Origin of the sequence: Limnohabitans sp. (genome assembly GCF_044361645.1) — a bacterium.
Taxonomy (GTDB): domain Bacteria; phylum Pseudomonadota; class Gammaproteobacteria; order Burkholderiales; family Burkholderiaceae_C; genus Limnohabitans_A.
Window position 1 is genome coordinate 1 of record NZ_JBIKIL010000003.1, and the last position, 26,411, is coordinate 26,411.

Consider the following 26,411-nt stretch of genomic DNA (forward strand, 5'->3'; position numbering starts at 1 on the left):
AAAGGCGTCATCCCTAAGTTCTATTTCATCGTCGACCGGCTGGATTTGCTCATTCAGGCACAGCGAGAATTTGCCTGTCGCGGATTGGTGGTGCACACCATTGACAGCCGCGATGCCTTTGCCCGCGACATCAAATCCACGCAAGTACTGCACAACCACAGCGGCAAGCCTGAAATCACCGTGGTCAACATCCAGAAGTTTCAAGATGATCCGGATGTGGTTCGCGCCGAAGATTACGACTTCAGTATCCAGCGCGTCTATTTTCTGGACGAAGTGCACCGAAGCTACAACCCGCAGGGCAGTTTTCTGGCCAACCTCAGCCAGTCTGACCGCAGCGCCATCAAAATCGGTCTCACCGGTACGCCGCTTTTGGGAGATGACTACAACTCGCGTGCCCTGTTCGGTGACTACATTCACAAGTACTACTACAACGCATCCATTGCTGACGGCTATACCCTGCGCCTGATCCGCGAAGAAATCGCCACCAATTACAAGCTCTCTCTGCAAGAGGCACTCGCCACTGTCAAGCTGCAGCAGGGCGACATTGACCGCAAGCTCATCTATTCGCATCCCAAATTTGTTGAGCCCATGCTCGATTACATCGTTCGAGACTTCGAGAAAAGTCGCAGTGCATTGGGCGATGCCAGCATCGGCGGGATGGTGATCTGCGACAGCGCCGAGCAAGCGCGTGAGATGTTCCGTATCTTCACAGCGGTGTACGCGCCACAACCATTACCTGCTCTCACCGCGCAGGACTCTGCTCAAGCGATCATCGCCGCAGGCCTACCTGACAGCTACGCTGCCCGTACGCTGCTGCAAAACCGTGCCAAAACTGCCGCGCTGATCCTGCACGATGTGGGCAGCAAAGACGATCGCAAGGATTGGGTCGAAGACTTCAAGGCAGGCAAGATCGACCTCCTGTTTGTCTACAACATGCTGCTCACGGGCTTTGATGCCAAGCGACTAAAAAAGCTCTATCTCGGTCGCATCATCAAGGCCCATAACCTGTTGCAGGCGCTCACCCGAGTCAACCGCACCTACAAGGATTTTCGATACGGCTATGTGGTCGACTTTGCTGACATCCGCAAGGAGTTCGACAAGACCAACAAAGACTATTTTGACGAGTTGCAATCCGAGCTGGGCGACGAGATCGAGCACTATTCGAACCTGTTCAAATCTTCCGCAGAGATCACGCAGGAAATCGAAGCCATCAAGGACATCTTGTTCAGCTTCAACATCGAAAACGCCGAAGAATTTTCCAGACAGCTCAGCCAAATTCAAGACCGTGCCACGGTGCTGGCGCTTAAAAAGGCACTGGGCGATGCCCGCAACCTCTACAACCTGATTCGCCTGCAAGGTGAATACGGTCTGTTGCAGCAGTTGGATTTCCACAAGCTGGGACAGCTGTACCGCGAAACCTCTAATCACCTGGACCTGCTCAACCTGAAAGACACCATCGAATCCGCGTCCGACACGGGGCAACTGCTCAACGTCGCGCTGGAAGAGGTGATCTTTAAATTTGCCAAGATCCGGGAAGAAGAGCTGGTACTGGCCGACAAGTTGAAAAACACCCTTCGGCAGACTCGCGAAGCGCTGGCAGACAACTTTGATCAGGTTGATCCCAAATTCATCACCCTGCGCGAAGAGCTTGAACGCCTGTTCAAGAAAAAGAAACTCAGCGAAGTTAGCCAAGAAGAGATGACAGCCAATATCGGGGCGCTCAACGCCATCCATGACAAGGTCAAAGAGCTGAATCGCCAAAACAACCAGTTGCGCGGCAAATACCGAGGCGATACCAAATACACCCGTATCCACAAGCGCCTGCAAGAGCGTGGCCCACTCACCCCAGAGGGCACGCAGACTGAGCGCAAATTGTTTGATGCGTTGGCAGGCGTCAAAGCGCAGGCCGACGAGCAGGTGCTGCAAAACACGCAGCTTTTGAACAACGAGAGTTATTTCGAACGCATGATGCAACCCATCGTGATTGGTGAGTTCTACACCCGCCAGCGCATCAAACTCACCCCAGACGCCACCCGCACCATCAACCACTTGGTGGTGGCCGAATACATGAATGAATTTTCTGCTGGTGCCCGCATGGGTAGCAGCCCAAGTACTGGAGCAAACCCTTGGTAACCCTGCAATTTGAGCAACGCACCCGTGAACTGATCGACAGCCTCAAGGCCATTTGTGCCGCTTATGGATTGGGCAACGACGGCAACGAATTCAAGATCATCACCCAGGTTTTTCTCTACAAATTCCTGAACGACAAGTTCGCCTTTGAGGCCAAAAAAATCCGGCCAGAGCTGGTCAAGGCCGAGCGCTGGGAAGCTGCCATCGCGGACATGAGCGCCGACGACCTGGACATGATGCAAATGCAAATGGGGCCGAACACGGCACGCCTCAAACCGGAGCACTTCATCGCCCACTTGTTTGGTCGCCAGAATGCACCCGATTTCGCCAAACTGTTTGATGACACCCTGCGCGACATCGCCATCAGCAACAACGACATCTTCGCCGTCAAGACCGACGGCGGTGCCAAGATCACCTTGTTTGATCGGGTCAGCGAATTCATCACCGACCCGTCCAAGCGCGACGACTTTTGTCGGGCCATCATCAACAAGTTGGGTGACTTCAGTTTTGAGCGCATCTTCAACGAGAAATACGATTTCTTTGCCGCGCTGTTTGAATACCTGATCAAGGACTACAACAAAGATAGCGGTGGCAAATATGCCGAGTACTACACCCCGCACGCCGTAGCCAAGATCATGGCCGCCATCCTGGTCCCCCTTGCAGTGCGCGGCCAAGTCAGCAATGTCAGTTGCTACGACCCCTCAGGGGGGTCAGGTACGTTGTTGATGAACATCGCACATGCCATTGGTGAACAGCGCTGCAGCATCTATTCGCAAGACATCTCGCAAAAGTCCTCCAGCTTGCTGCGGCTGAATTTGATCTTGAACAACTTGGTTCACTCCATCCCCAACATCATTCAGGGCAACACCATGCTCCACCCGTACCACCGGGAGGGCAAAGTTCTCAAGAAGTTTGATTTCATCGTTAGCAATCCGCCCTTCAAGATGGATTTCAGTGACTTTAGAAACGAGCTGGACACCAAAGAGCACCACGAGCGGTTCTTTGCCGGGGTACCCAACATTCCCAAACAGGCCTTCGACAAGATGGCCATTTACCAGCTCTTCTTGCAGCACATCATTTATTCGCTCAAAGACGGCGGCAAAGCGGCCGTGGTGGTACCCACTGGCTTCATTACTGCGCAAAGCGGCATCGACAAAGGTATTCGCCAATATTTGGTGGACAACAAAATGTTGGCGGGTGTTGTTTCCATGCCCAGCAATATTTTTGCGACAACTGGCACCAACGTGTCCATCCTGTTCATTGATGCCAGCAACAAGGGTGATGTGGTGCTGATCGACGCATCGAACTTGGGCACCAAGGTCAAAGACGGAAAGAACCAGAAAACCCTACTGTCTGAGGCTGAAGAAGACCGCATCATCGCCACCTTCAACACCAAACAGGCTGTGGAAGATTTTTCGGTGGTGGTGAGTTACGCGCAAATTGCCGCCAAGAATTACAGCTTGAGTGCCGGACAATATTTCGACGTCAAGATTGAATACACCGACCTGACACCCGCGCAGTTTGACGAAAAACTCCAAGGATTCACCACAAGGCTGGACGCTCTGTTTGAGGAATCTTCGGGGCTTGAGCAAGAAATCAAAAAACAGTTAGCGGGCTTGCGCTATGAGTAAGTTTGGCCAAGAGAACAGCACCACCGAATTCAAACGCCAGCTCAACGATGCGCTGGAAAAAGAAGTGGTGGCTTTTCTCAATTCAGCCAAGGGCGGCGATCTGTACATCGGCGTGGATGACGACGGTGAAGTGCTGGGCGTCAGCGATGTGGATGCCCAGATGCTGGCGATTTCTGACCGCATCCGGAACAATATCTTGCCCTCCTGCTTGGGGTTGTACGACGTGTATGCGCAGGAGCACGAGGGCAAGACCATCATTCATGTGGTGGTGACACGCGGCACCGAAAAACCCTATTACCTCAAACGCTACGGTCAATCACCTGCAGGATGTTTCACCCGGGTAGGCAGCGGCGTGCAGCCCATGACCACGGGCATGATTGACCAGCTCTACGCCGGGCGGGTTCGCCACTCGTTGCGCAACATCCCCGCGCCGACCACGCTCAAACTCACGTTCCAGCAGTTGAAGATTTATTACCAGGAAAAAGGCTTCGAGATCAACGACACCTTTTTGCACAACCTCGATCTTTACGTACCCGACAGCGAACGCCTGAATTACGCCGCCTACTTGCTGGCGGATACCAACAGCATTTCCATCAAGGTCGCCAAATATGCAGGCACCGACAAGTGCGACCTGATAGAAAACCAGGAATACGGCTACTGCTCACTGCTCAAGGCGACGCACCGTGTGCTCGACAAGCTCGAAATCGAAAACCGCACCCTGACGCGCATCACTGGCGCGGCAGAGCGAGAGCAACGCCGCTTGTTCAACGCTCGTGCCCTGCGCGAAGCGCTGATCAACGCGATCATCCACAACGACTACACGGCCGAGGTGCCACCGCTGGTTGAGATTTACGCCGATCGCCTCAGCATCACCTCTTATGGCGGGCTATTGAGCGGGTTGAGTCTGGAGGAATGCCTGAGTGGCCGATCCATGCCACGCAACCGTGAACTGATGCGGGTGTTTCGCGACATGGAACTGGTCGAGCACCTGGGCTCGGGCATGCGGCGCATCTTGAGCGCCTATGACAGCCACATCGTGCACATTAGCGAGCACTTTTTTGAACTGCGTTTTCCGATGGCGTCTGAAGCCCTGGCGCTTATCCCCGAAGTGGCAGAGTCAGGGGCAGAGTCAGGGGCAGAGTCAGGGGCAGAGTCGTTATCGCAAAAAATTCTGCCACTTCTTCGCGACGCCGCTTTATCCAAGTCCGAACTCTCAAGCCAATTGGGCCTTAAGTCGGTCACTGGCGCACTGAACCGCGCAGTCAACGTGCTGCTGGAAGCCCATTGGATTGAAAGAACCCTGCCCGATAAACCCCAAAGCCGCCTGCAAAAATACCGGCTGACGCAGGCGGGGTTGCAGTGGATGGATACATCTGGGAAACAAGATACGGCTGGTCGGGGTGAAAAATGCTGAGTAAGTCAATCTCGTCTCTTGCGAAGCGTGTCTCAAGCGGACTGACACCATTGCGGAGCAACCCCGAGTTTTGGTTGGCCGGTACGATTCCTTGGTTAAAAACTGAACAGCTTGGTGAGAAGTTCATTTACAGCACAACCGAGAAAATATCCAAGATCGCGCTCAAAAAAACCAGCATCAAGATATGTCGGCCAAACACCTTAACCATCGCCATGTATGGGGAGGGAAAGACGCGCGGGAATGTGTCAATCATCAAGAGCGAAATGGCGACGAATCAAGCGTGCTGCAACATCGAACTTGATCCGGAGCTGGCTGATTTTGAGTATGTTTACTATTTCCTGAAAACCCAGTACAACGAACTTAGGAGTCTTTCCTCTGGTGTTCGAAAGAACTTGAATTCGGAGGACATCAAAAATTTTGTTATCCGTCTTCCCCAAGAGCTGAAAGACCAAAGGAAAGTCGCAGCCGTTCTATCTGCCCTCGATGCCAAAATTGACTGCAACAACCGCATCAACGCCGAGCTGGAGGCAATGGCCAAGGCGCTGTACGACTACTGGTTTGTGCAGTTCGAATTTCCCGATGCCAACGGCAAACCCTATAAATCGTCCGGCGGCAAGATGGTCTACAACGACATGCTGGGGCGTGAAATTCCGCAGGGGTGGGTTGTTGGAGCACTATCAGATTGGATTGCCAAGGATAAAACCGGGGACTGGGGAAAGGACATGGCCGAAGGCAACTACACATTAAGCGTGGATTGCATTCGAGGAACAGATATCAACGGGCTAAACGGCAAGGGTGCTGTCGCCGCACCCACTCGTTTCATCCTCGAAAAAAACAAAGGAAAAATCCTCGCACCTTTTGACTTGGTTATCGAGATCTCAGGTGGCAGTCCCACCCAATCAACAGGTCGGCTTGCATTGATGACTTCCGAGTCAATCAAGCGGTTTTCCCGGCCAGTGATCTGTTCGAATTTTTGCAAAGCCATATCGTTGAAAAATAGCCCTTATGCATTCAACTTCGCGTATTTGTGGAAGTCAGCTTACGAAAACAAGGTCTTATTCGGTTGGGAGGGTAAGACAAGTGGCATAAAGAATCTTTTGTTTGAAGCTTTCACAACAAAGTATGTGGTGTGCATGCCATCACAACATTTGGCGCAAGGGTTTTTTGATTTTGTTTGCCCAATTGAAGACATGAAGCAAAAGCGCCTGAAAGAAAATGATGAGCTTGCATTATTGAGAGACTGGCTGCTGCCTCTGCTGATGAACGGCCAGGTGACGGTGGCATAAGGGAGAAACCATGACCAACCAACCTGCCTCTCTTGTCTCTGCCGATTACGCAGTTCTGCTCAGTGACATCAAGCAACGCGTGCGCCATGGGCAAACGCGGGCGATGCTGGCTGTCAATGCCGAGCTCATTCGTCTGTATTGGGACATCGGCTTGCTCATACACGCTCGCCAGCAGCAAGAAGGCTGGGGGGCTGGGGTGATTCCGCGTTTGGCGCGTGATTTACACAACGAATTGCCGGAGGAAAAGGGCTTTTCCGAGCGCAACATCAAGCGAATGCTGGCTTTTTACCGGGAATATCCGCACCTTGAATTTGTGCCACAAGCTGTGGCACAAATTGAGTCCGGGGAAAAAGTGCCACGGGTTGCGGCACTTTTCCCCATTGACCTGATTCAGTCCGTACCCTGGGGGCACCACACCGAGCTCATGACCAAGGTCAAGGACCTGGCTGCCCGCCTTTGGTACATGCAGGCCTGCCTGGCCAATGGCTGGAGTCGCAGTATTTTGCTCATGCAGATCGAGGTTGCCGCCCATCTACGCCAAGGGCGTGCCACCACCAACTTTGCCAGTCGGATTCCGTTGCCCGATTCAGATCTGGTACAGCAAACCCTGAAAGACCCCTATCTGTTTGACTTTCTGACGCTGGCATCGGGCTTTCATGAGCGCGAACTCGAAACTGGCCTCATTGCGCATCTGGAAAAGTTTTTGCTTGAGCTGGGGCAGGGTTTTGCCTTCGTCGGACGGCAATACCATCTTGATGTCGGCGATCAGGATTTTTATGTCGACCTGCTTTTTTATCACTTGAAGCTGCGTTGCTATGTGGTGATTGACCTCAAGCGCGGTGATTTCAAGCCTGAATATGCGGGAAAGATGAATTTCTATTGCAGCGTGGTGGATGATCGACTGCGCCATGAAAGCGACAGACCCACCATCGGGCTGATTCTTTGCCAGCAACCCAACCGAGTGCTGGCGGAATATGCGCTGCGCGGCATGGACAAGCCCATAGGTGTTTCCAGTTTCGAGCTCACCCGAGCACTGCCCGAGAGTCTGGAAAGCAGCCTGCCGACCATCGAAGAAATCGAACGCGAATTGGAGGGGGACGCATGAGCGAGCGATTTTCCAGCCACGGCAAACCCGGGCGCAAAAAGACCGAAGTCTCTCTCGTCCGTTCCTCTGCAGCGGAATATCTGACCTTTGTTGCGGCCAGTGGGCAGGGCGGTGTGGAGGCCATTTACGCCGATGAGAGCATCTGGTTGACTCAGAAAATGATGGGACAGCTGTACGACGTAGAAACCCAAACGATCAACTATCACCTCAAAAAGGTGTTTTCTGACAATGAGTTGCAAGAGTCTTCAGTTATTCGAAAATTTCGAATAACTGCCGCCGATGGCAAGAGCTATGACACACAGCACTACCACTTGAGCGCCATCACAAAACAAGCTGCATTGGGCCATTCATGGGCAGACTGCTGCCGAAGTGGTCTACCACCGTGCCAATGCGAGCAAGGACCAGATGGGGCTGACCTCGTGGAAGGATGCGCCGCTGGGCAAGATTCAGAAATTTGATGTGGTGGTGGCCAAGAACGACCTGAGCGAGTCGGAAATGGCGCAGCTCTGCGCCTGGTCAACGCCTATCTGGATGTGGCCGAAGACATGGCTCAACGCAAAATACCCATGACCATGCAGGATTGGGAAACCCGACTCAACCGCTTCATAGAGGCGACTGATGGCGAAGTGCTCCAGGATGCTGGCAAGGTGACGTCGGAAATCGCCAAGGCGCATGACGAAAGCGAGTTTGAGAAATACCGCATCGTGCAGGACCGTTTGTTTGAAAGCGACTTTGACCGCTTGGTCAGGCAGATCGGGCAGGACGGTTCGGAAGCCGACGGCACTGACTGAATTTGGCTACTGTGCCAGCAGGCACAATCTCGCCCATGACCGACATGACTTCCCCCGAAATCGCCGATACCGTGCGCTGGCTTGAACGCGCTGTCATCGGTTTGAACCTGTGCCCCTTTGCCAAAGCCCCGCATGTCAAGGGCCAGATCCATTACGTGTTGAGCGAGGCCAAAGGCCTCGAAGGCTTGCGTGACGAGCTGATCGAACAGCTGCAGGCCTTGGCCGACACGTCTGCCCAAGAGCGCGAGACCGTGCTCTTGGTCGTGCCGCAGATGCTGCAAGATTTTTTGGCGTTCAACGATTTTCTGGACGAGGCCGATGCCGTTCTGCAAGAGCTGGACATGGAAGGCGTGTTTCAGGTCGCGAGTTTTCATCCGCAGTTCCAGTTCGAAGGCACCGAGCCGGACGACATCGGCAATTTCACCAACCGCTCGCCTTACCCCACGCTGCACCTGCTGCGCGAGGACAGCATCGACCGGGCGGTGGAGGCTTTCCCTAAAGCCGAGATGATTTACGAGACCAACATCGAGACCCTGGACAAGCTGGGGGCTGAGGGCTGGAAAAAGCTGGATGTGGGACCGCACTGAGGCGTTGAGGGGCGCCCTCAACTGAAAACAGGTTTATGGGTCATTTAATTGAATTAACCATGTATTTATTCCATTGATTGGATAAAATACATGGATGTACCCCCGACAGCCCCAGCAGAAACTCCTTCGCCTGCTGCAGCAATTTCCTGCAGTGGGTTTGCTCGGGCCGCGCCAGGCGGGCAAAACCACTTTGGCCTTTGCGCAAAAGGCGCTGCACCCCACCGCCTTGTATCTGGACCTGGAGCTGCCCTCGGCGCAGAGACAGCTGGACGACCCCGAAGCCTTTTTGATGGCCCACGCACAGCAGTTGGTGATTCTGGACGAGGTGCAGCGCATGCCCGAGTTGTTTGGTATTTTGCGTGGGGTGATCGACCAGCGCCGTCGCATGAACCAAGCCAGCGGGCAGTTTTTGCTGTTGGGCTCGGCCACCGGGGTGTTGTTGCAGCAGTCCAGCGAAAGCCTGGCCGGGCGGGTGGCTTATGTCGAGTTGCCTGCGCTGCAGGCTGCAGAGGTTTTCGCCACCCAGGCCAGCGCGGCCGACTTGAACGCTTTGTGGCTGCGTGGGGGCTTTCCCTTGTCGTGGCTGGCGTCATCCGACGCCGACAGCATGACGTGGCGGGAGGTGTTCATCAGCACCTATTTGGAGAAAGACATCCCGGCGCTGGGTCCGCGCATCCCCGCCACCACCTTGCGGCGTTTGTGGACCATGCTGGCGCACCATCAGGGTGAACTGCTGGACCAATCCAAGTTGGCTTCGGCCTTGGCCATCAGTGGTCAGACCGTGAGCCGCTACATCGACTTGTTGTGCGACTTGATGCTGGTGCGGCGCTTGCCCGCTTGGCATGGCAACGTGGGCAAGCGCTTGATTCGCTCGCCCAAGGTGTATGTGCGTGACAGCGGTTTGGTCCATGCCCTGTTGGGTTTGTCGAATCTGGACGCCGTGCTCGGCCACCCTGTGGCCGGATCGAGTTGGGAGGGCTTTGTGGTGGAGCAGTTGGTGAACGCAGCCCCCAACGCCCAAGCCAGTTTCTACCGCACCAGCAATGGCGCTGAGCTTGACTTGGTGCTGACATTTCGCCACCAAAAAACTTGGGCCATCGAGATCAAGCGATCCAGTGCGCCCACCGTGTCCAGAGGCTTCCACCAGGCGGCCGTCGATTTGGGGGCGGTGCGCAAGCTGTTGGTGGCACCCGTTGAACAAACCTACCCCATGCAAGAACACATCGAGGTGGTCGACGTGTTGACGGCCGTCCGATGGGTGACCGAACAGGATCAAAACAATGGCTAAACAATCCATGAGCGCGCACAAAACGGCTGCAACGCCCAAGCCGCTGGACCTGGATCTGCGCCCCGGCCAGTCCATCGAATTGCTCAAAGAACTGCACATCCTGACCCGCGAGGGCAAGCTCAACCAGGACTCGAGGCGCAAGCTCAAACAGGTCTACCACCTGTACCAGTTCGTTGAGAAATTGCTCAAAGAATTGCCTGCCAGCGACACCGGCCCCACCTTGGCCGACCATGGCGCGGGCAAGTCCTATCTGGGCTTCATCATTTACGACCTGTTTTTCAAGGCCTTGGACCAGGGCACGATCTACGGCATCGAGACCCGCAGCGAACTGGTAGCCTCATCCCAAGCCTTGGCCCAGCGGCTGGGCTTTGGGCGCATGCAGTTCCTCAACCTGAGCGCGGCCGAGTCGGCGCACAGCGAGGCGCTGCCTGCGCAGATCGATGTGGTCACAGCCTTGCATGCCTGCGACAGCGCCACTGACGACGCCATCGCCTTTGGCCTGCAAAAAAAAGCCCAATGCATGGTGCTGGTGCCTTGCTGCCAGGCCGAGTTGGCCCGCGCGCTCAACCGTAACAAGGCGCTGAATTTGCAGCGCACGCCATTGGCAGAACTCTGGCGTCACCCCTTGCACACCCGTGAAATGGGCAGCCAACTGACCAATGTGCTGCGCTGTCTGTACTTGGAGTCTCAGGGCTACCAAGTGACCGTGACCGAGTTGGTGGGCTGGGAACACAGCATGAAAAACGAGCTGATCTTGGCCAAGTACACCGGCCAGAAAAAGCGTGCAGCGGGCGAGCGCCTGTTGGCGTTGCTCCGTGAGTTTGGCGTGACCCAGTGCATGCAGGCGCGCTTTGCGGGTGTTTTTTTGGGCGATGCGCCCGGGCAAGACGAGCGCTAAATGCCCAGTTTCAGGCCGACTTTCAACCGTCGACCCCGGTAGTCGCCGTAGCGCGTGTCCGCAACGGGCAAGCTGCCCGCATTCGGGTGTTGGTAAGTGGGTGAGGGGTCTCGGTCCAGCAAATTGTCCACCCCAAAAAGCCAGGTGAGTTTGCTGCTGGCTTGGTAGCGGCCATTGAAATCGATGCGCCAATTGCTGTTGACGTAGCGACGCACCGGATACCTCGACTCCTCATGGTTCAGCAAAAGCATGGCCGTCTCGCTGTGCCCTGTGATGTGGCGAAATACCAGGCTGTAGGCGTGTTGATCGCGTTCCAAGGACGCCGTCAAATTCAGTTGATTTTTGGGAATGAAGCTTTGGGTCTGGTCAAGGTATTGGCCCAGCTCGGACACGGCAGGGCGTCCAGGGTAGGTGCTGCGTTGGGCGTGGAGGTAGCGCGTGCCATGCAGCGAAACCCGAACGCGACCCCAATCGGTGGGCAGTCTGTGCTGCAGGCGGTAGTCAAGCCCACTGCGCTGGAGTTGGCCCAGGTTCTGGTTTAAACCGGTGTACTGGGCCGGTACACCTGGCGATGATTCTTGGTAATAAAGGGCCTTGAACTCGGGGTTGTTGAGAATATCGTCTCTGCTCAAGGCGCCGAAAATATCGCTCACCGTAAAGCGCCAATAGTCCACGCCAAAGGACCACCGGGGCGAGGGCTCGTTGTGGTAACCCAGCCAAAATTGGCGGGAGCGCTCGGCTTGGAGTGCAGGGTTGCCCACAGCCACATAGCGCGAGCAAACGCTGCCCGGATTGGCAGCGCAATTGACAGGATCGATTCTGCTCAAAGTGGTCCATGCCAGCGGCAGGCTTTGCATGGGGCTGGGTGCGCGAAAACCTGTGCCCAAAGAGCCACGCAAAAAGCCCTTGAGGCCCACGCGCTGTTTCAAGCCCACTTTGCCAGTCCAAGCGTTGCCACTGATGCCCAAGTCGTCAAACCTGAAAGAGACATTGGCCTCGGTTCTTTCCCTCAGGGGCAGGTTCAACTCAGAAAAAACAGCCCATTGCTGGCGCTGGACATCGACCGCATCGTCGGCTATGGCATTCCTGGCCAGGTTGCGGTACTGGTGGCGTTCTTGTTGCACCGACCAACCGGCCCCCCAGCGGGGTGTGCCCGCAGGCCAGTCGGCCCATTGGCCTGACAGCTGCGCCTGCAATGCTGCCAATTGGGTGCTGGAGCGGTCCAATGCAAGGCCTTGCGCCTGCAGTGGGGCCGCTGTGGCTGGGGGGCTGCTGGGCAGCGTGCTCAGATCGGGCTGCCAAGCGCGCTCTTCCATGCTGGCTTGGCCCAAGACCAGGCCCAGCCTGTATTCGGTGCCGGCCCATTGGCCCCGCAAACCCAAATTGCTGCGCCAGTTGCTCTTGTCGCGGGTCCTTTCTGGCGAGCCCGTGGGCAGCATGGCAGGTGCCCATGCTGCCCAATTGAAACCGTGAGCGGCCCAAGGTGCTCCGACTTTAAACGCCTGCGCCTCTTGGTGCAGCAGTTGGTCAATGAACACGACGTGGTCTTTGTTCAGCGCGCGCTCGTAACTGGCAAACAGCGAGCGCCTTTGTTCACTGGGGTAGACCGACAGCCATTGGCTCAGGTCGTAGCGGCACGCACGGGTCGCCTCGACCGGGATGGTCGGCGGCGATGGGAAATAAGCCTCAGGGCAGGCCGAGCCGGGCGCGATGCTTGGGCCGGGCAATGAAAAAGGCAACACATACTGAGCCTGGCCTTGGGCATCGGTGCCCACCAGCTGTGGGGCGGTGTCTGTGGCGCGGCGATCACGGGCCAATTGCATGGCGTGCTCGCTCACACTGGCATGGATTTGAAAGGCTTGACCTTCGCTTTCCAAGCGACCCCGGCCCCAGCTGAACTGCACATCGCTCATGGCACCACCGCGGCCATCGGCTTGGGTGTGGTGCACGCTGATGTCAGCTTGCCGCGTGTGGTGACGGGTGATGATGTTGACCACTCCGGCAATCGCGTCACTGCCGTAGCGGGCAGAAGCACCATCGACCAAAATATCAATGCGCTCCACCGCGTTCAGTGGGATCTGGCTGATTTCTGCCAAGGAAACATCTTTGTCGACCCGTTGTGCCGGAAAGGGTGCCAAGCGTTGCCCATTGAGCAGCACCAAGGTGCCAGCTTCGTAGCCGTGAATCGCAGCGCTGACCTGCCCTCCCAGACCTGACCAATTAAGTCCCCCCGACTCGCCAAAACCCAGCATCACCGACTGCCCATGCAGCAGCTCTGCCAAATTGCGCGCGCCACTGAGTTCAATGTCGCGGCGGCTCAAGACCGTGACGGGGAGTGCTTCGCGCGAGCGCGGGTTCAGGATGGCCGACCCGGTGATTTCGATGCCGCCAAATTGCCGATAATCCGAAGCGCCGCCCAAAGCCTCATCAGCGGCTTGGGCCTCGCCTGCCAAGGCCTTCGAGGCGCTCGCCGCACACGCCAACGGCGGGAGCAGCGCCAGTACCAGCGCGCAGCTTGAAACCCCCTGACGGCAGCGGTCAATCGGTTCTGGGCGATGGCGCAGTGGCATGGTGATCTTTCATGGCAAAGAGGCCCATTTCGGGCAGGCTCTCAAGGTGCATGGCACCCGGTCTAAAGGGTGACAGGCGCTGTGGGGCGCGCCATGTGTGGCTCTCAAAGTCCAAAGTGCGGACAGGCAAAGGGTGCGCGTTCATCGCAGGGGTGCCCTGTGGCTCACGCTGGGCTTGCTCACATCGTAGCCGAACCAACGCTGGGATATGGCCTTGAATGAACCGTCAGCGAGCATGCTTTGAACCGCACCAGAGAGCAGTTGCGCCATGGGTAAATTGCCTTTGTGTACCGCCCAACCCGCGGTCAAGGGGGCGGCGAAGGGCGCGGTCACCTTGATGGGCAATTGGTCGCGCTGGATGTAAAAGTCGGCAATCAAACTCTCTTCCAACACTGCATCGATTTTTTGCTGAGCCAGCGCCAGAAAAGCCAGATCAATCGATTTAAAACCCCGCACGGCTGGGCCCAAGGCCCCGCGCGCTTGCACCTCTACACCGGTGTTCGACAGCACGCCCAGCTTCTTACCTAACAAGTCATCAAGGCTCAGAAAGTCGCGCTCATCGCTCTCGTGTTGAACACACACCAACTGGTTGAAGGCGTAAGCGCGCACAAAGTCAAATTGCCCACGGTTCTCTGGTGACTTGATCAATTGGTTGGCGATGGCGTCAAGGCCACCGCCTGCAAGTTTTTTTTGAAGGTCCGAGAAACTGCCTGCTTCGATCACCAATTCAGCCCGCAAAATCATGGCGATGCGGCGTGCCACATCGACATCAAAGCCTTGCAAAAGGCCCTCGGTGAAACTGAATGGCTTGTATTGTTGGAGCACTCCTAAGCGCAATGTGCCCGGCTGAGCCCTTGTGCTTTGAGCCAAAGAAGGCCAAGTCAATGCAGCGCCCAGCAGGCCCCATGGGACAGACAAAATTTGCCGGCGGCGCAAACCACGCGCCACAGCCAAGCCACCCTCAGTCATGAAATGCGCCTTCAAAGCAGTGCCGCAGTTCGTGACCAACGTAGTTGTAGCCGGTTTTCAGCGGCGTCACGATGGTGCATTCATTGCGCCTGACATTCCAAAAAGCGCAAGCCATCACCCGTGTGCCCAAACTCATAGGAATACCGGTGATGCGGGCACAAAACTCATACCCGTCTTGGCGCACCAAGTACTTGACTTTGGGCTTCACAATCACCCGCTGCGACTCGGGCAAAGGGCTAAAGCGCTGTTTGTCCACCAAGGGCGGGCTCATCAAGGTGGTGGTGTCGCAACTGGCGAGCAGCAACCAGCCGCTCAAAAGCCAAACCCAGTGCAGCCACTTGCGCTGAAAAGGGCGGGTTCTTGAGGAGGTTTGAGGCCCCATCATTTCCCCTGCAAGCAGTGGATAAACAAATGCCCCAGCAAGGAGTGGGTGGTCTGACCGGTGGTCACGATGGTGCACTGAGACGTGGACAGCTGCCAGTAAACACAACCTTCCTCGCGCCTGACGAAACCGTCTTTGGGTTCGGCCGATTGGCAGCGCTCACTCGCTTGCGGGTGAACCAGCCAGCTGACGGTCGGTTCGGGTAAGCGACGCTGCGCATAGTCTGGGGGGCTGAACACACTGAAGTCAAGCAAAGGGTCTGCTGCCGCAGGCCACGCCCAGCACATGGCCAAGACACAAAAGCCTATTTTCATGCGGCGTGTTTTCACTCGCGGGGGTTTGCCGACCATGCGGCACTGATAGCTCACGTTTCAAGGTCCTTGTCCGAGGGGGGCAGCAGAAATTCGGCACCTTTTTGCATTAAGCGTGGAGTATAAATAGTTCGTAAAAAGAAATTAATTTTTATTTCTTCCTGACCGATCAACGCACCAAAACAAATCCGAAATCATTTTTGGCATCGAACAGGGCAAATGTGTGAACGCATGCGAGCCCCTGGGTTTAATTGGTTATTTAATTGGGGTCAGATCCCAATTAAACTGAGCATCCCCGCTGGAAAGTCACCATGGCCCGCCAACCCCGCCTCACCGTTGCCGCTTACCCGCACCACGTCATCCAGCGCGGCAATGACCGCCAAGCCATCGTGCGTGACGATGCCGACCGGCGGCGTTTGTTGGCCTTGTGGCAAGAACACGCACAGACCTTCCAAGTGGCCATCCACGCTTACGTGATCATGGACAACCACTTCCATCTGCTGCTCACGCCATCGACCGATCAGGCTTTGCCGCAGATGATGCAAGCGGTGGGCCGCGCCTACGTGCGTTACTTCAATTTGCGCCACCAACGCACCGGCACCTTGTGGGAAGGGCGCTACCGCAGCAACCTGATTGAGAGTGAACGCTATCTTTTGGCCTGCATGGTCTACATCGACCTGAATCCGGTTCGCGCTGGCATGGTGGCCCAGGCTGGTGATCACCCATGGTCCAGCTACAGGCACTGTATTGGGCAGGAGAGTAGCCCATGGTTGACGCCGCATGCCCTTTTTTGGGGTTTGGGCAACACGCCGTTTGCGCGTGAGGCGGCCTATGCTGAGTTGGTGCAAACAGGCTTGTCGCTGCGCGAAAAGGCGCAACTCACCCAAAGCGCTTTGTCTGGATGGGCCCTGGGTTCGAGCGACTTTTTAGGTCAATTGCAGCACACCACGCCGCGCCGCTTGGTGCCGGGCAAGGCCGGACGACCCGTCAAAAAAGCGGCCGATTGAATCTGTCCCCAATTAAATCAAAGCCAAGCAAAAAACAAATTTAATTGGGATCTGACCCCAATTAAAAAGATTGGCACAGTTGCTGCTGTGCACTACACTCTGCCCTCTGCGTAAAAACCCTTAGGAGTGCCCATGACTTCGGCCAGTGCAAAAGAACATTTCCAATCGACCGGTTTGTACGACCCGGCCAACGAGCACGATGCCTGTGGCGTGGGCTTTGTGGCCCACATCAAGGGGCACAAGACCCACGCCATCGTGACGCAGGCGCTCAAGATTTTGCAAAACCTGGACCACCGGGGCGCGGTGGGTGCCGACGCGCTGATGGGCGACGGGGCCGGTATTTTGATTCAGCTGCCCGACGCGCTGTACCGCGAAGAGATGGCCCGGGCTGGTACGGCCCCCGACGGTTCCATCGGCGTGGCCCTGCCGCCATTTGGTGAATATGGGGTGGGCATGGTGTTTTTGCCCAAGGAGCACGCCTCGCGCATGGCTTGCGAGCAAGCGCTGGAGCGCGCCGTCAAGGCCGAAGGCCAGGTGCTGCTGGGCTGGCGCGATGTGCCGGTCAACCGTGACATGCCCATGTCGCCTACGGTGCGCAAAAAAGAGCCGGTCATGCGCCAGATTTTTATTGGCCGGGGTGCCGATGTGATCGTGCAAGATGCCTTGGAGCGCAAGCTCTACGTGATTCGCAAGACCGCCAGCGCCGCCATTCAGAACCTGCGCCTGACGCACAGCAACGAGTACTACATCCCCAGCATGTCCAGCCGCACTGCGGTCTACAAGGGCTTGCTGCTGGCCGATCAGGTCGGTACTTATTTCCTGGACCTGCAAGACGAGCGCTGCGTCTCGGCCTTGGGCCTGGTGCACCAGCGCTTTTCCACCAACACCTTCCCTGAGTGGCCACTGGCCCACCCCTACCGCTATGTGGCGCACAACGGCGAGATCAACACCGTCAAGGGCAACTACAACTGGATGAAGGCCCGCGAAGGCGTGATGTCTTCGCCCGTGCTGGCCGCCGACCTGCAAAAGCTCTATCCCATCAGCTTTGCCGGGCAGTCCGACACCGCCACCTTTGACAATTGCTTGGAGCTGCTGACGATGGCGGGTTACCCCATCAGCCAGGCCGTGATGATGATGATCCCCGAGCCTTGGGAACAGCACACCACCATGGACGAGCGCCGCAAGGCCTTTTACGAATACCACGCTGCGATGTTGGAGCCATGGGACGGCCCGGCCTCGATCGTGTTCACCGACGGTCGCCAGATCGGCGCCACGCTGGACCGCAATGGCCTGCGCCCCTCGCGCTACATCATCACCGACGACGACATGGTCATCATGGGTTCAGAGACCGGCGTGCTGCCGATCCCCGAGAGCAAGATCGTGCGCAAATGGCGTCTGCAGCCGGGCAAGATGTTCCTGATCGATCTGGAACAAGGCCGCATGATCAACGACGAGGAGTTGAAGGCCGGTCTGGCCAGCGCCAAGCCCTACAAGCAGTGGATTGAGAACCTGCGCATCAAGCTCGACGATGTGGCCGATGCCGCCCTGGCCCCCGCCTCTGAGGTGCCCTTGCTCGACCTGCAGCAAGCCTTTGGCACCACCCAAGAAGACATCAAGTTCTTGTTGGCCCCGATGGCCTCGGCCGGTGAAGAGGCCATTGGCTCCATGGGCAACGACAGTCCGCTGGCCGTGCTGTCTGACAAAAACAAGCCGCTGTACAACTACTTCAAGCAGTTGTTCGCGCAGGTGACCAACCCGCCCATCGACCCGATCCGAGAAGCCATCGTGATGTCGCTGGTGTCCTTCATCGGCCCCAAGCCCAACCTTTTGGACATCAACCAAGTCAACCCGCCGATGCGCCTCGAAGTCAGCCAGCCGATTCTGGACTTCGCCGACATGGCCAAGCTGCGCCACATTGACCAGGCCACCCAGGGCAAGTTCAAGAGCGCCACACTGGACATCACATACCCCTTGTTGTGGGGCCGCGAAGGCGTGGAGGCCAAGCTGGCCTCATTGTGCGCAGAAGCGGTAGACGCCATCAAAGGTGGGCACAACATCTTGATCATCAGCGACCGGGGCGTGAGTGCCACCCAAGTGGCGGTGCCCGCCTTGCTGGCCTTGTCGGCCATCCACCAGCACCTGGTCACCGCAGGCCTGCGCACCACCGCCGGCTTGGTGGTCGAGACGGGCACCGCCCGCGAAGTGCACCACTTTGCGGTGCTCGCCGGCTACGGCGCCGAAGCCGTGCACCCTTACCTGGCCATGGAAACCTTGGCCGCGCTGCACAAAGAGCTGCCCGGTGATTTGTCGGCTGAAAAAGCCCTCTACAACTACGTCAAGGCGATTGGCAAGGGCTTGTCCAAGATCATGTCCAAAATGGGTGTGTCCACCTACATGTCTTACTGCGGCGCCCAACTGTTCGAGGCCATCGGCATCAACAGCGAGACCATCAACAAGTACTTCACCGGCACCGCCAGCCGCGTGGGCGGCATTGGCGTGTTCGAGATCGCCGAAGAAGCTTTTCGCATGCACACCGCCGCCTTCAGCGACGACCCGATCTTGGCCACCATGCTGGACGCGGGCGGCGAGTACGCCTGGCGCGCCCGGGGCGAAGAGCACATGTGGACGCCGGACGCGATTGCCAAGCTGCAACACGCCACCCGGGCCAACAACTTCAGCACCTACAAAGAGTACGCGCAGATCATCAACGACCAAAGCAAGCGCCACATGACGCTGCGCGGCCTGTTCGAGTTCAAGATCGACCCGTCCAAAGCCATCCCGCTGGACCAGGTAGAGCCTGCCGCCGAGATCGTCAAGCGTTTTGCCACCGGCGCGATGTCGCTGGGCTCGATTTCCACCGAGGCCCACGCCACTTTGGCCGTGGCCATGAACCGCATTGGCGGCAAAAGCAACACCGGCGAAGGCGGTGAAGACGCCAACCGCTACCGCAACGAACTCAAAGGCATCCCGATCAAGTTGGGCGATACGCTCAAGAGCGTGATCGGTGAAGAAAACGTCGAAGTCGACATGCCCTTGGCGGCCGGTGACAGTCTGCGCTCGCGCATCAAGCAAGTCGCTTCAGGCCGCTTTGGTGTCACCGCCGAATACCTCTCGAGTGCCGACCAGATCCAAATCAAGATGGCCCAAGGTGCCAAGCCCGGCGAGGGCGGGCAACTTCCCGGCGGCAAGGTGTCTGAGTACATCGGCAAGCTGCGCCACTCGGTGCCCGGTGTGGGCTTGATCTCGCCACCGCCGCACCACGACATTTATTCGATTGAGGATTTGGCCCAGCTGATCCACGACCTGAAAAACGTCGCCCCACACAGCGACATCAGCGTGAAATTGGTGTCCGAGATCGGCGTCGGAACGATTGCTGCCGGTGTGGCCAAGTGCAAGGCCGACCATGTGGTGATCGCGGGTCACGACGGCGGCACAGGTGCATCGCCCTGGTCGTCGGTCAAACACGCAGGCTCACCTTGGGAAATCGGCCTGGCCGAAACCCAGCAGACCTTGGTGCTCAACGGCTTGCGCGGCCGCATCCGCGTGCAGGCCGACGGCCAGATGAAGACCGGCCGCGACGTGGCCATTGGCGCATTGCTCGGCGCTGACGAGTTCGGCTTTGCCACCGCGCCGCTGGTGGTCGAGGGCTGCATCATGATGCGCAAATGCCACCTCAACACCTGCCCTGTGGGCGTGGCCACGCAAGACCCTGCTTTGCGTGCCAAATTCACCGGCAAGCCCGAGCATGTCGTGAATTACTTCTTCTTCATCGCCGAAGAAGTGCGCCAGATCATGGCTCAGTTGGGCATTGCCAAGTTCGACGACCTGGTGGGCCGCGCCGACCTGCTCGACATGAAGAGCGGTGTGGCGCACTGGAAAGCCCGGGGCCTGGACTTTGCGCGCCTGTTGGCGGTGCCGCAAGTGGCCTCGACCGTGGCTGTGCGGCATGTGGACACGCAAGACCACGGCTTGGAAAAAGCCCTGGACAATGTGCTGATCGCCAAGAGCCGCGCCGCCATCGACAAGGGCGAAAAAGTGCAGTTCATGGAAGTGGCCCGCAACGTGAACCGCTCGGTCGGTGCCATGTTGTCGGGTGCGGTGACCCAGGTGCATCCCGAAGGCTTGCCCGACGACACCCTGCGCATTCAATTGGAAGGCACGGGTGGTCAGTCCTTTGGTGCGTTCCTGGCCAAGGGCATCACGCTGTATTTGATTGGTGAGGCCAACGACTACACCGGCAAAGGTTTGTCGGGCGGCCGCATCGTGGTGCGCCCCAGTTTGGAGTTCCGCGGCGTGGCCTCGCAAAACATCATCGTGGGCAACACCGTCATGTACGGCGCGACCACGGGTGAGGCCTTCTTTGCCGGCGTGGCCGGCGAACGCTTTGCGGTGCGCTTGTCCGGCGCCACAGCGGTGGTCGAAGGCACAGGCGACCACGGCTGCGAGTACATGACCGGCGGTACGGTGGCGGTGTTGGGCATGACCGGCCGCAACTTCGGCGCGGGCATGAGTGGTGGCATCGCTTATGTGTACGACGAAGATGGCGAGTTTGCTTCACGCTGCAACACCGCCATGGTCAGCATGGACAAAGTGCTCACGTCTGCCGAGCAAGAAGCGCAAGTGGACCGCAAGGTCTGGCACCGCGACCAAGCCGACGAAGCGCAGCTCAAGAAACTGCTGGAAGACCACCACAAGTGGACCGGCAGCCAACGCGCCCGTGAATTGCTGGACCACTGGGCCACAGCCCGTGCCAAGTTCGTCAAGGTCTTCCCCAACGAATACAAGCGCGCCCTGGGCGAGATCAACGCACGCAAAGCGGCGAACGCGGCGAACGCGGCCAAAGTGGCCAAGCCTGTCGCCGCTTGAGCCCCACGTCAAAAAGTTTGAGGAAACATCATGGGAAAAATCACCGGCTTCATGGAATTTGAGCGCATTGAAGAGGGCTACAAGCCCGTCACCGAGCGCCTCAAGAACTACGGCGAGTTCGTCATCGGCTTGACCGAAGCGCAGTCCAAAACCCAAGCGGCGCGTTGCATGGACTGCGGCACCCCGTTTTGCAACAGCGGCTGCCCGGTCAACAACATCATCCCGGACTTCAACAACCTGGTGTTTGAAGGCGACTGGAAAAACGCGATCGAGGTGCTGCACAGCACCAACAACTTCCCCGAGTTCACCGGCCGCATCTGCCCCGCGCCTTGCGAAGCGGCCTGCGTGGTCAACTTCAACGACGACGCCGTGGGCATCAAGTCGATCGAGCACGCCATCATCGACCGCGCTTGGGCCGAGGGCTGGGTCACGCCGCGCCCTGCCAAAGTCAAGACCGGCAAAACCGTGGCCATCATCGGTGCAGGCCCTGCCGGTTTGGCCGCAGCCCAGCAACTGGCGCGCGCCGGCCACAACGTGAGCTTGTTCGAAAAGAACGACCGCGTGGGCGGCTTGCTGCGCTACGGCATCCCTGACTTCAAGATGGAAAAGACCCACATCGACCGCCGCGTCCAGCAGCTCGAAGCCGAAGGCGTGAAGATCCGCACCAGCGTGCTGGTGGGCCCAACTTCGCTTGAGGGGTGGCCCAAGGATTCCAAAATCACCAACTGGGCCAAGGAAACCATCAGCGCCGAGCAACTCCAAAAAGACTTTGACGCGGTGCTGCTGACCGGGGGCTCCGAGCAGTCGCGTGATTTGCCCGTGCCCGGCCGCGACCTGGATGGCATCCATTTCGCGATGGAGTTCTTGCCCCAGCAAAACAAGGTGAATGCGGGCGACAAGCTCAAAGGGCAGCTGCGTGCAGACGGCAAAAACGTCATCGTGATTGGCGGGGGCGACACCGGCAGCGACTGCGTGGGCACCAGCACACGCCACGGCGCTGTGAGCGTGACCCAGTTCGAGGTCATGCCCGAGCCACCCGAAAAAGAAAACAAGGCCATGGTCTGGCCCTATTGGCCCATGAAGCTGCGCACCAGCTCCAGCCACGAAGAAAGTGCCGAAAAAGGCCTGTTGCAACGCGAGTTCGCCATTTCCACCAAAGCCTTCATCGGTGAAAAGGGCAAAGTCACTGGATTGACCACGGTGCATGTCGAATTCAAAGACGGCAAGATGGTTGAAGTGGCCGGCACCGAGAAGCATCACAAAGCCGACATGGTGCTGCTGGCCATGGGTTTCACCAACCCGGTGGCCACGGTGCTCGACGCCTTTGGCATCGACAAAGACGCCCGTGGCAACGCCAAGGCCAGCACCGACTTCACCGGCGGCTATGCCACCAATGTGCCCAAGGTGTTTGCGGCGGGCGACATGCGCCGTGGTCAGTCGCTGGTGGTGTGGGCCATTCGCGAAGGCCGGCAGGCGGCGCGATCGGTGGATGAGTTCTTGATGGGGGCCAGTGACCTGCCCCGCTGAGCCAGCCCCACTGAGCCAAGGGGTGCTTGGGTAAAATACAGGTGTTTGCCGGATTTACAAATCATTTACTTTTATGTCTTAAGATCACAAAAGCCGGACATCCCGGCTTTTGTTTTTCATGAATACAACCGACTCACCCCCTCCTTTTGTTGAATTGCGCGACCTGACCTTCGGTTATGGCGAGCGCGTGATCTTGAAGAACCTCAGCTTCAAAGTGCCGCGCGGCCAAGTCACCGCATTGATGGGCATCTCGGGGGGCGGTAAAACCACGGTGCTGCGCCTGATTGGCGGCCAAATTCGTGCCAGCGCGGGACACGTGTTTTTTGATGGCCAAGACATCACGCCCATGCGCCAAACCGAGCTGTATGCTGCACGTCGCCGCATGGGCATGCTGTTCCAGTTTGGCGCGCTGTTCACCGACATGAGTGTGTTCGACAACGTGGCTTTTCCCTTGCGAGAGCACACCGGGCTGTCAGAAGACCTGGTCCGTGACATCGTGCTCATGAAACTCGACGCCGTGGGTTTGCGCGGGGCGCGAGATTTGAAACCCTCTGAAATTTCGGGTGGCATGAGTCGCCGCGTGGCGCTGGCCCGCGCCATCGCGCTCGACCCGCATCTCATCATGTACGACGAGCCCTTCGCTGGCCTGGACCCGATTTCGCTGGGCACGGCGGCCCGGTTGATTCGCCGCCTGAACGACAGCCTGGGCATCACCAGCATCGTGGTCTCGCACGATGTGACCGAAACCTTTGAGATCGCCGACCATGTGGTCATCTTGGCGCATGGCGGCGTGGCCGCACAAGGCACGCCGGCCCAGTTGCGTGTCAGCACCGACCCGCTCATTCACCAGTTTGTGCACGCCCTGAGCGATGGTCCCGTGCCATTTCATTACCCGGCCCCCACAGCGGCACAAGACTATGACCGGAGAACGGCATGATCACCCCCTTGCTGGCCGCCGTGGGTGCTTCGACGCGCCAGATGTTGGTCGATTGGGGCTTTGCCGCACGCTTGTTTTTCAAGCTGCTGGGCATGACGGGCCCCACACTCAAGCGCTTTGCTCTGGTGCGCGATCAGGTGCATTTTTTGGGCAATTATTCGCTGGCCATCATCACGGTGTCGGGCTTGTTTGTGGGCTTTGTGCTGGGCTTGCAGGGCTACTACACGCTGCAACGCTATGGTTCAGCCGAGGCGCTGGGTTTGCTGGTTGCGCTCAGCTTGGTGCGCGAATTGGGCCCCGTGGTGGGGGCCTTGTTGTTTGCCGGGCGCGCCGGGGCATCGCTTACCGCTGAGATTGGTCTCATGCGTGCGGGTGAGCAGCTCACCGCCTTGGAGATGATGGCCGTGGATCCGGTGCAACGCATTTTGGCGCCGCGTTTTTGGGGCGGCATCATTGCCTTGCCGGTGCTGGCCGCGGTGTTCAGTGCGGTGGGCATTTTGGGGGGCTATGTGGTGGGCGTCTTGCTGATCGGGGTCGACTCGGGTGCTTTTTGGAGTCAAATGCAAGGCGGCGTTGATGTGTTCAAGGACGTGGGCAATGGCATCATCAAAAGTGTGGTGTTTGCTGTGGCCGTGACCTTCATCGCCTTGCTGCAAGGCTATGTGGCCAAGCCCACACCCGAAGGTGTGGCCAGCGCCACCACACGCAGTGTGGTGGTGTCTTCCTTGTCGGTTTTAGGTTTGGATTTCATCCTCACCGCAATGATGTTCAGCATTTGAGGAGGACGGCATGCAAAGTTCAAAAAATGATGTTTGGGTGGGTTTGTTTGTGATGCTCGGCGCTGTGGCCGTGCTTTTTTTGGCACTCAAGGCGGCCAATTTGCTGACTTGGAGCTTCAGCAACGACTACGAGGTGACGGCCAAGTTTGACAACATCGGCGGGCTCAAGCCAGGCGCTGCGGTCAAGAGCGCTGGGGTGGTGGTGGGGCGTGTCAAAAAGATCGAATTTGATGGCCAATCCTTCCAAGCCCAGGTCACACTCGGCATGCAGACCCAGCACGCCTTTCCGCAAGACAGTTCGCTCAAGATCCTGACCAGCGGTTTGCTGGGCGAGCAATACTTGGATGTGTCGCCCGGTGCCGATGAGAAAAACTTGGCCGCCGGAGACCGCATTGGTTCGACCCAATCGGCCGTCATCCTGGAGAACCTGATCAGCCAATTCCTGTTCAGCCAGGCCGAAAAACCCCCAGCTGAAAGTCAAAAACCATGATCGATTGGATGCAACGCAGGGCCTCTCTGACCGTGCTGGCTTGTGTGCTGGCATTGCAAGCTTGCGCCACGGTCAAAAGCGCCGATGCGCGTGACCCTTGGGAGTCCATGAACCGCAGCGTGTTCCAGTTCAACGATGCGGTGGACAAGGCGGCCATCAAACCTGCCGCACAACTTTATGCGGGTGTGTTGCCCAGTTTTGTGCGCACGGGTGTGGGCAACTTCTTGGGCAATTTGGCCGATGTTTGGACCATGGCCAACAGCGCCCTGCAGTTCAAGGGGCAGGCGACTGTCGAAACTTTCATGCGCATCAATGTGAACACCTTTTTGGGCCTAGGCGGCTTGCTGGATGTGGCCACCGAAATGCGCCTTGAAAAACGCAAGGAAGATTTCGGTCAAACCCTCGGTCACTGGGGTGTTCAGCCTGGGCCGTATGTGGTGCTGCCCTTGTTGGGCCCGTCCAGTTTGCGCGACACATTGGCTTTGCCGGTGGACATGCGGGCTGACGCAGCGCGCGAACTCCCTGACCAAGCCGTGCGCAACACCGTGGTGGTGACCCGCGTCTTGGACATCCGATCGGGTTTGCTGCAAACCGTGGATGTGGTGATGGCCGCGTCGCTGGACCCTTATTCTTTCGTGCGGGACGCCTATTTGCAAAAGCGCCGCAATGACATTTACGATGGCAATCCGCCGTCAAATTTTGACTACGACGAAGCCGAGTCCGAAGCCAAGTAAGCCCATTACAGTTGTTCACACATTCTTTGGCCATAACCCCTACAGTGAATTGATGATCAAAACCTCTACCCCCTATTTTTGGAGTCGCCGCCATCTGCTTGTGGCGGCATGTGCTGCGGGCCTCTTGGGGGCTTCGGGCTGGGCCAATGCCGCCGACGAAGCACCAGAGGCATTCATCCAGCGCATCACGAATGAAACGCTCAACACCATCAAGGCAGACAAAGCTTTGCGTGGCGGTGATATTCCCAAAATCATGCAGTTGGTGGACACGCAGTTGATGCCGCATGTGAACTTTCGCCGCATGACCGCCTTGGCCACCGGCCCGGCTTGGCGCAAAGCCACGCCTGAGCAGCAAAAACGCCTGCAAGACGAGTTCAAGATTTTGCTCGTGCGCACCTATTCGGGGGCACTCAGCCAGATCAACGACCAGCAAGTGGTGGTCAAGCCCTTGCGGGCGGGCCAAGAAGACAAAAACGTGGTTGTCAACACCGAGTTGCGCGGCAGAGGTGACCCAGTCCAGTTCGATTACCGCCTTGAAAAAACACCCGGTCAAGGGGCGGGCTGGTTGATTTTTGACATGAATGTGCTGGGCGTGTGGCTGATCGAAAACTACCGCAACCAGTTCACCAAGGAGATCAACGCCGGGGGCATTGATGCGCTGATCGCCAGTTTGACCGCACGCAACAAGTCCAACGCCAAAGCGTCTTGA

At 57.7% G+C, this 26,411-nt stretch carries 23 protein-coding genes; 19 read left to right on the forward strand and 4 right to left on the reverse strand.

Features of this window, described 5'->3' with window-relative positions:
• From ACIQ39_RS00755 to ACIQ39_RS00805, 11 genes are all read left to right on the forward strand, one after another.
• On the forward strand, nt 1-2,133 hold a 2,133-nt coding region (locus ACIQ39_RS00755; protein ID WP_396432694.1), incomplete at its 5' end, for a UvrB domain 3-containing protein.
• Nucleotides 2,127-3,761 (forward strand): class I SAM-dependent DNA methyltransferase, encoded by a 1,635-nt coding sequence (locus ACIQ39_RS00760; protein WP_396432695.1) that lies wholly within the window; start codon nt 2,127-2,129, stop codon nt 3,759-3,761. The genes ACIQ39_RS00755 and ACIQ39_RS00760, both read left to right, overlap by 7 nt.
• Nucleotides 3,754-5,175: an RNA-binding domain-containing protein gene (locus ACIQ39_RS00765; RefSeq protein ID WP_396432696.1), complete on the forward strand. Its 1,422-nt coding sequence runs from the start codon at nt 3,754-3,756 to the stop codon at nt 5,173-5,175. The genes ACIQ39_RS00760 and ACIQ39_RS00765 overlap by 8 nt, the downstream gene beginning before the upstream one ends.
• Nucleotides 5,169-6,461 carry a restriction endonuclease subunit S gene (locus ACIQ39_RS00770; protein WP_396432697.1) on the forward strand — a complete coding sequence of 431 codons (1,293 nt, stop codon included), beginning with the start codon at nt 5,169-5,171 and terminating at the stop codon, nt 6,459-6,461. Before ACIQ39_RS00765 ends, ACIQ39_RS00770 begins: the two co-directional genes overlap by 7 nt.
• Before the next feature lie 10 nt (nt 6,462-6,471).
• The gene (locus ACIQ39_RS00775; RefSeq protein ID WP_396432698.1) at nt 6,472-7,566 is read left to right on the forward strand and encodes a YhcG family protein; all 1,095 of its coding nucleotides are present in this window, start codon (nt 6,472-6,474) and stop codon (nt 7,564-7,566) included.
• Nucleotides 7,563-8,024, forward strand: coding sequence for a hypothetical protein (locus tag ACIQ39_RS00780; protein ID WP_396432772.1), 462 nt, complete (start codon nt 7,563-7,565; stop codon nt 8,022-8,024). Before ACIQ39_RS00775 ends, ACIQ39_RS00780 begins: the two co-directional genes overlap by 4 nt.
• Complete coding sequence (rhuM, locus tag ACIQ39_RS00785; RefSeq protein WP_396432699.1) at nt 7,936-8,136, forward strand: RhuM family protein; 201 nt, start codon at nt 7,936-7,938, stop codon at nt 8,134-8,136. The genes ACIQ39_RS00780 and rhuM (ACIQ39_RS00785) overlap by 89 nt, the downstream gene beginning before the upstream one ends.
• Nucleotides 8,079-8,357: a RhuM family protein gene (rhuM, locus tag ACIQ39_RS00790; protein WP_396432767.1), complete on the forward strand. Its 279-nt coding sequence runs from the start codon at nt 8,079-8,081 to the stop codon at nt 8,355-8,357. Before rhuM (ACIQ39_RS00785) ends, rhuM (ACIQ39_RS00790) begins: the two co-directional genes overlap by 58 nt.
• Nucleotides 8,358-8,392: 35 nt before the next feature.
• On the forward strand, nt 8,393-8,944 hold the full coding sequence (locus ACIQ39_RS00795; protein WP_396432700.1) for a DUF1415 domain-containing protein: 552 nt from the start codon (nt 8,393-8,395) through the stop codon (nt 8,942-8,944).
• A 94-nt stretch (nt 8,945-9,038) separates the two neighbouring features.
• On the forward strand, nt 9,039-10,232 hold the full coding sequence (locus tag ACIQ39_RS00800; protein ID WP_396432701.1) for an ATP-binding protein: 1,194 nt from the start codon (nt 9,039-9,041) through the stop codon (nt 10,230-10,232).
• Entirely contained in the window at nt 10,225-11,130 is a 906-nt protein-coding gene (locus ACIQ39_RS00805; protein WP_396432702.1) for a class I SAM-dependent methyltransferase, read from the forward strand. Before ACIQ39_RS00800 ends, ACIQ39_RS00805 begins: the two co-directional genes overlap by 8 nt.
• Here ACIQ39_RS00805 and ACIQ39_RS00810 read toward each other — a convergent pair.
• The 4 genes from ACIQ39_RS00810 to ACIQ39_RS00825 all read right to left on the reverse strand — a co-directional run bounded on the left by ACIQ39_RS00810 (nt 11,127) and on the right by ACIQ39_RS00825 (nt 15,365).
• Entirely contained in the window at nt 11,127-13,700 is a 2,574-nt protein-coding gene (locus ACIQ39_RS00810) for a TonB-dependent receptor plug domain-containing protein (protein ID WP_396432703.1), read from the reverse strand. The genes ACIQ39_RS00805 and ACIQ39_RS00810 overlap by 4 nt on opposite strands.
• A gap of 141 nt (nt 13,701-13,841) precedes the next feature.
• Nucleotides 13,842-14,669 (reverse strand): substrate-binding periplasmic protein, encoded by an 828-nt coding sequence (locus tag ACIQ39_RS00815; protein ID WP_396432704.1) that lies wholly within the window; start codon nt 14,667-14,669, stop codon nt 13,842-13,844.
• Nucleotides 14,662-15,054, reverse strand: a complete 393-nt coding sequence (locus tag ACIQ39_RS00820) for a hypothetical protein (protein WP_396432705.1) — start codon at nt 15,052-15,054, stop codon at nt 14,662-14,664. Before ACIQ39_RS00820 ends, ACIQ39_RS00815 begins: the two co-directional genes overlap by 8 nt.
• Nucleotides 15,051-15,365: a hypothetical protein gene (locus ACIQ39_RS00825; RefSeq protein WP_396432706.1), complete on the reverse strand. Its 315-nt coding sequence runs from the start codon at nt 15,363-15,365 to the stop codon at nt 15,051-15,053. The genes ACIQ39_RS00820 and ACIQ39_RS00825 overlap by 4 nt, the downstream gene beginning before the upstream one ends.
• 308 nt (nt 15,366-15,673) lie before the next feature.
• On the opposite strand from ACIQ39_RS00825, the gene ACIQ39_RS00830 reads away from it, so the two are divergent.
• From ACIQ39_RS00830 to ACIQ39_RS00865, 8 genes are all read left to right on the forward strand, one after another.
• Complete coding sequence (locus tag ACIQ39_RS00830; protein ID WP_396432707.1) at nt 15,674-16,369, forward strand: transposase; 696 nt, start codon at nt 15,674-15,676, stop codon at nt 16,367-16,369.
• Nucleotides 16,370-16,501: 132 nt separating this feature from the next.
• A complete protein-coding gene (locus tag ACIQ39_RS00835) occupies nt 16,502-21,235 on the forward strand; it encodes a glutamate synthase-related protein (protein WP_396432708.1) in 4,734 nt (1,577 codons plus the stop codon).
• A 30-nt stretch (nt 21,236-21,265) separates the two neighbouring features.
• Nucleotides 21,266-22,762, forward strand: a complete 1,497-nt coding sequence (locus ACIQ39_RS00840) for a glutamate synthase subunit beta (RefSeq protein ID WP_396432709.1) — start codon at nt 21,266-21,268, stop codon at nt 22,760-22,762.
• Nucleotides 22,763-22,880: 118 nt separating this feature from the next.
• A complete protein-coding gene (locus tag ACIQ39_RS00845) occupies nt 22,881-23,699 on the forward strand; it encodes an ABC transporter ATP-binding protein (protein WP_396432710.1) in 819 nt (272 codons plus the stop codon).
• Complete coding sequence (gene mlaE, locus ACIQ39_RS00850; protein WP_396432711.1) at nt 23,696-24,478, forward strand: lipid asymmetry maintenance ABC transporter permease subunit MlaE; 783 nt, start codon at nt 23,696-23,698, stop codon at nt 24,476-24,478. Before ACIQ39_RS00845 ends, mlaE begins: the two co-directional genes overlap by 4 nt.
• 10 nt (nt 24,479-24,488) lie before the next feature.
• On the forward strand, nt 24,489-24,968 hold the full coding sequence (gene mlaD, locus ACIQ39_RS00855; RefSeq protein WP_396432712.1) for an outer membrane lipid asymmetry maintenance protein MlaD: 480 nt from the start codon (nt 24,489-24,491) through the stop codon (nt 24,966-24,968).
• A complete protein-coding gene (locus ACIQ39_RS00860; protein ID WP_396432713.1) occupies nt 24,965-25,702 on the forward strand; it encodes a VacJ family lipoprotein in 738 nt (245 codons plus the stop codon). The genes mlaD and ACIQ39_RS00860 overlap by 4 nt, the downstream gene beginning before the upstream one ends.
• Nucleotides 25,703-25,754: 52 nt before the next feature.
• Complete coding sequence (locus ACIQ39_RS00865) at nt 25,755-26,411, forward strand: phospholipid-binding protein MlaC (protein ID WP_396432714.1); 657 nt, start codon at nt 25,755-25,757, stop codon at nt 26,409-26,411.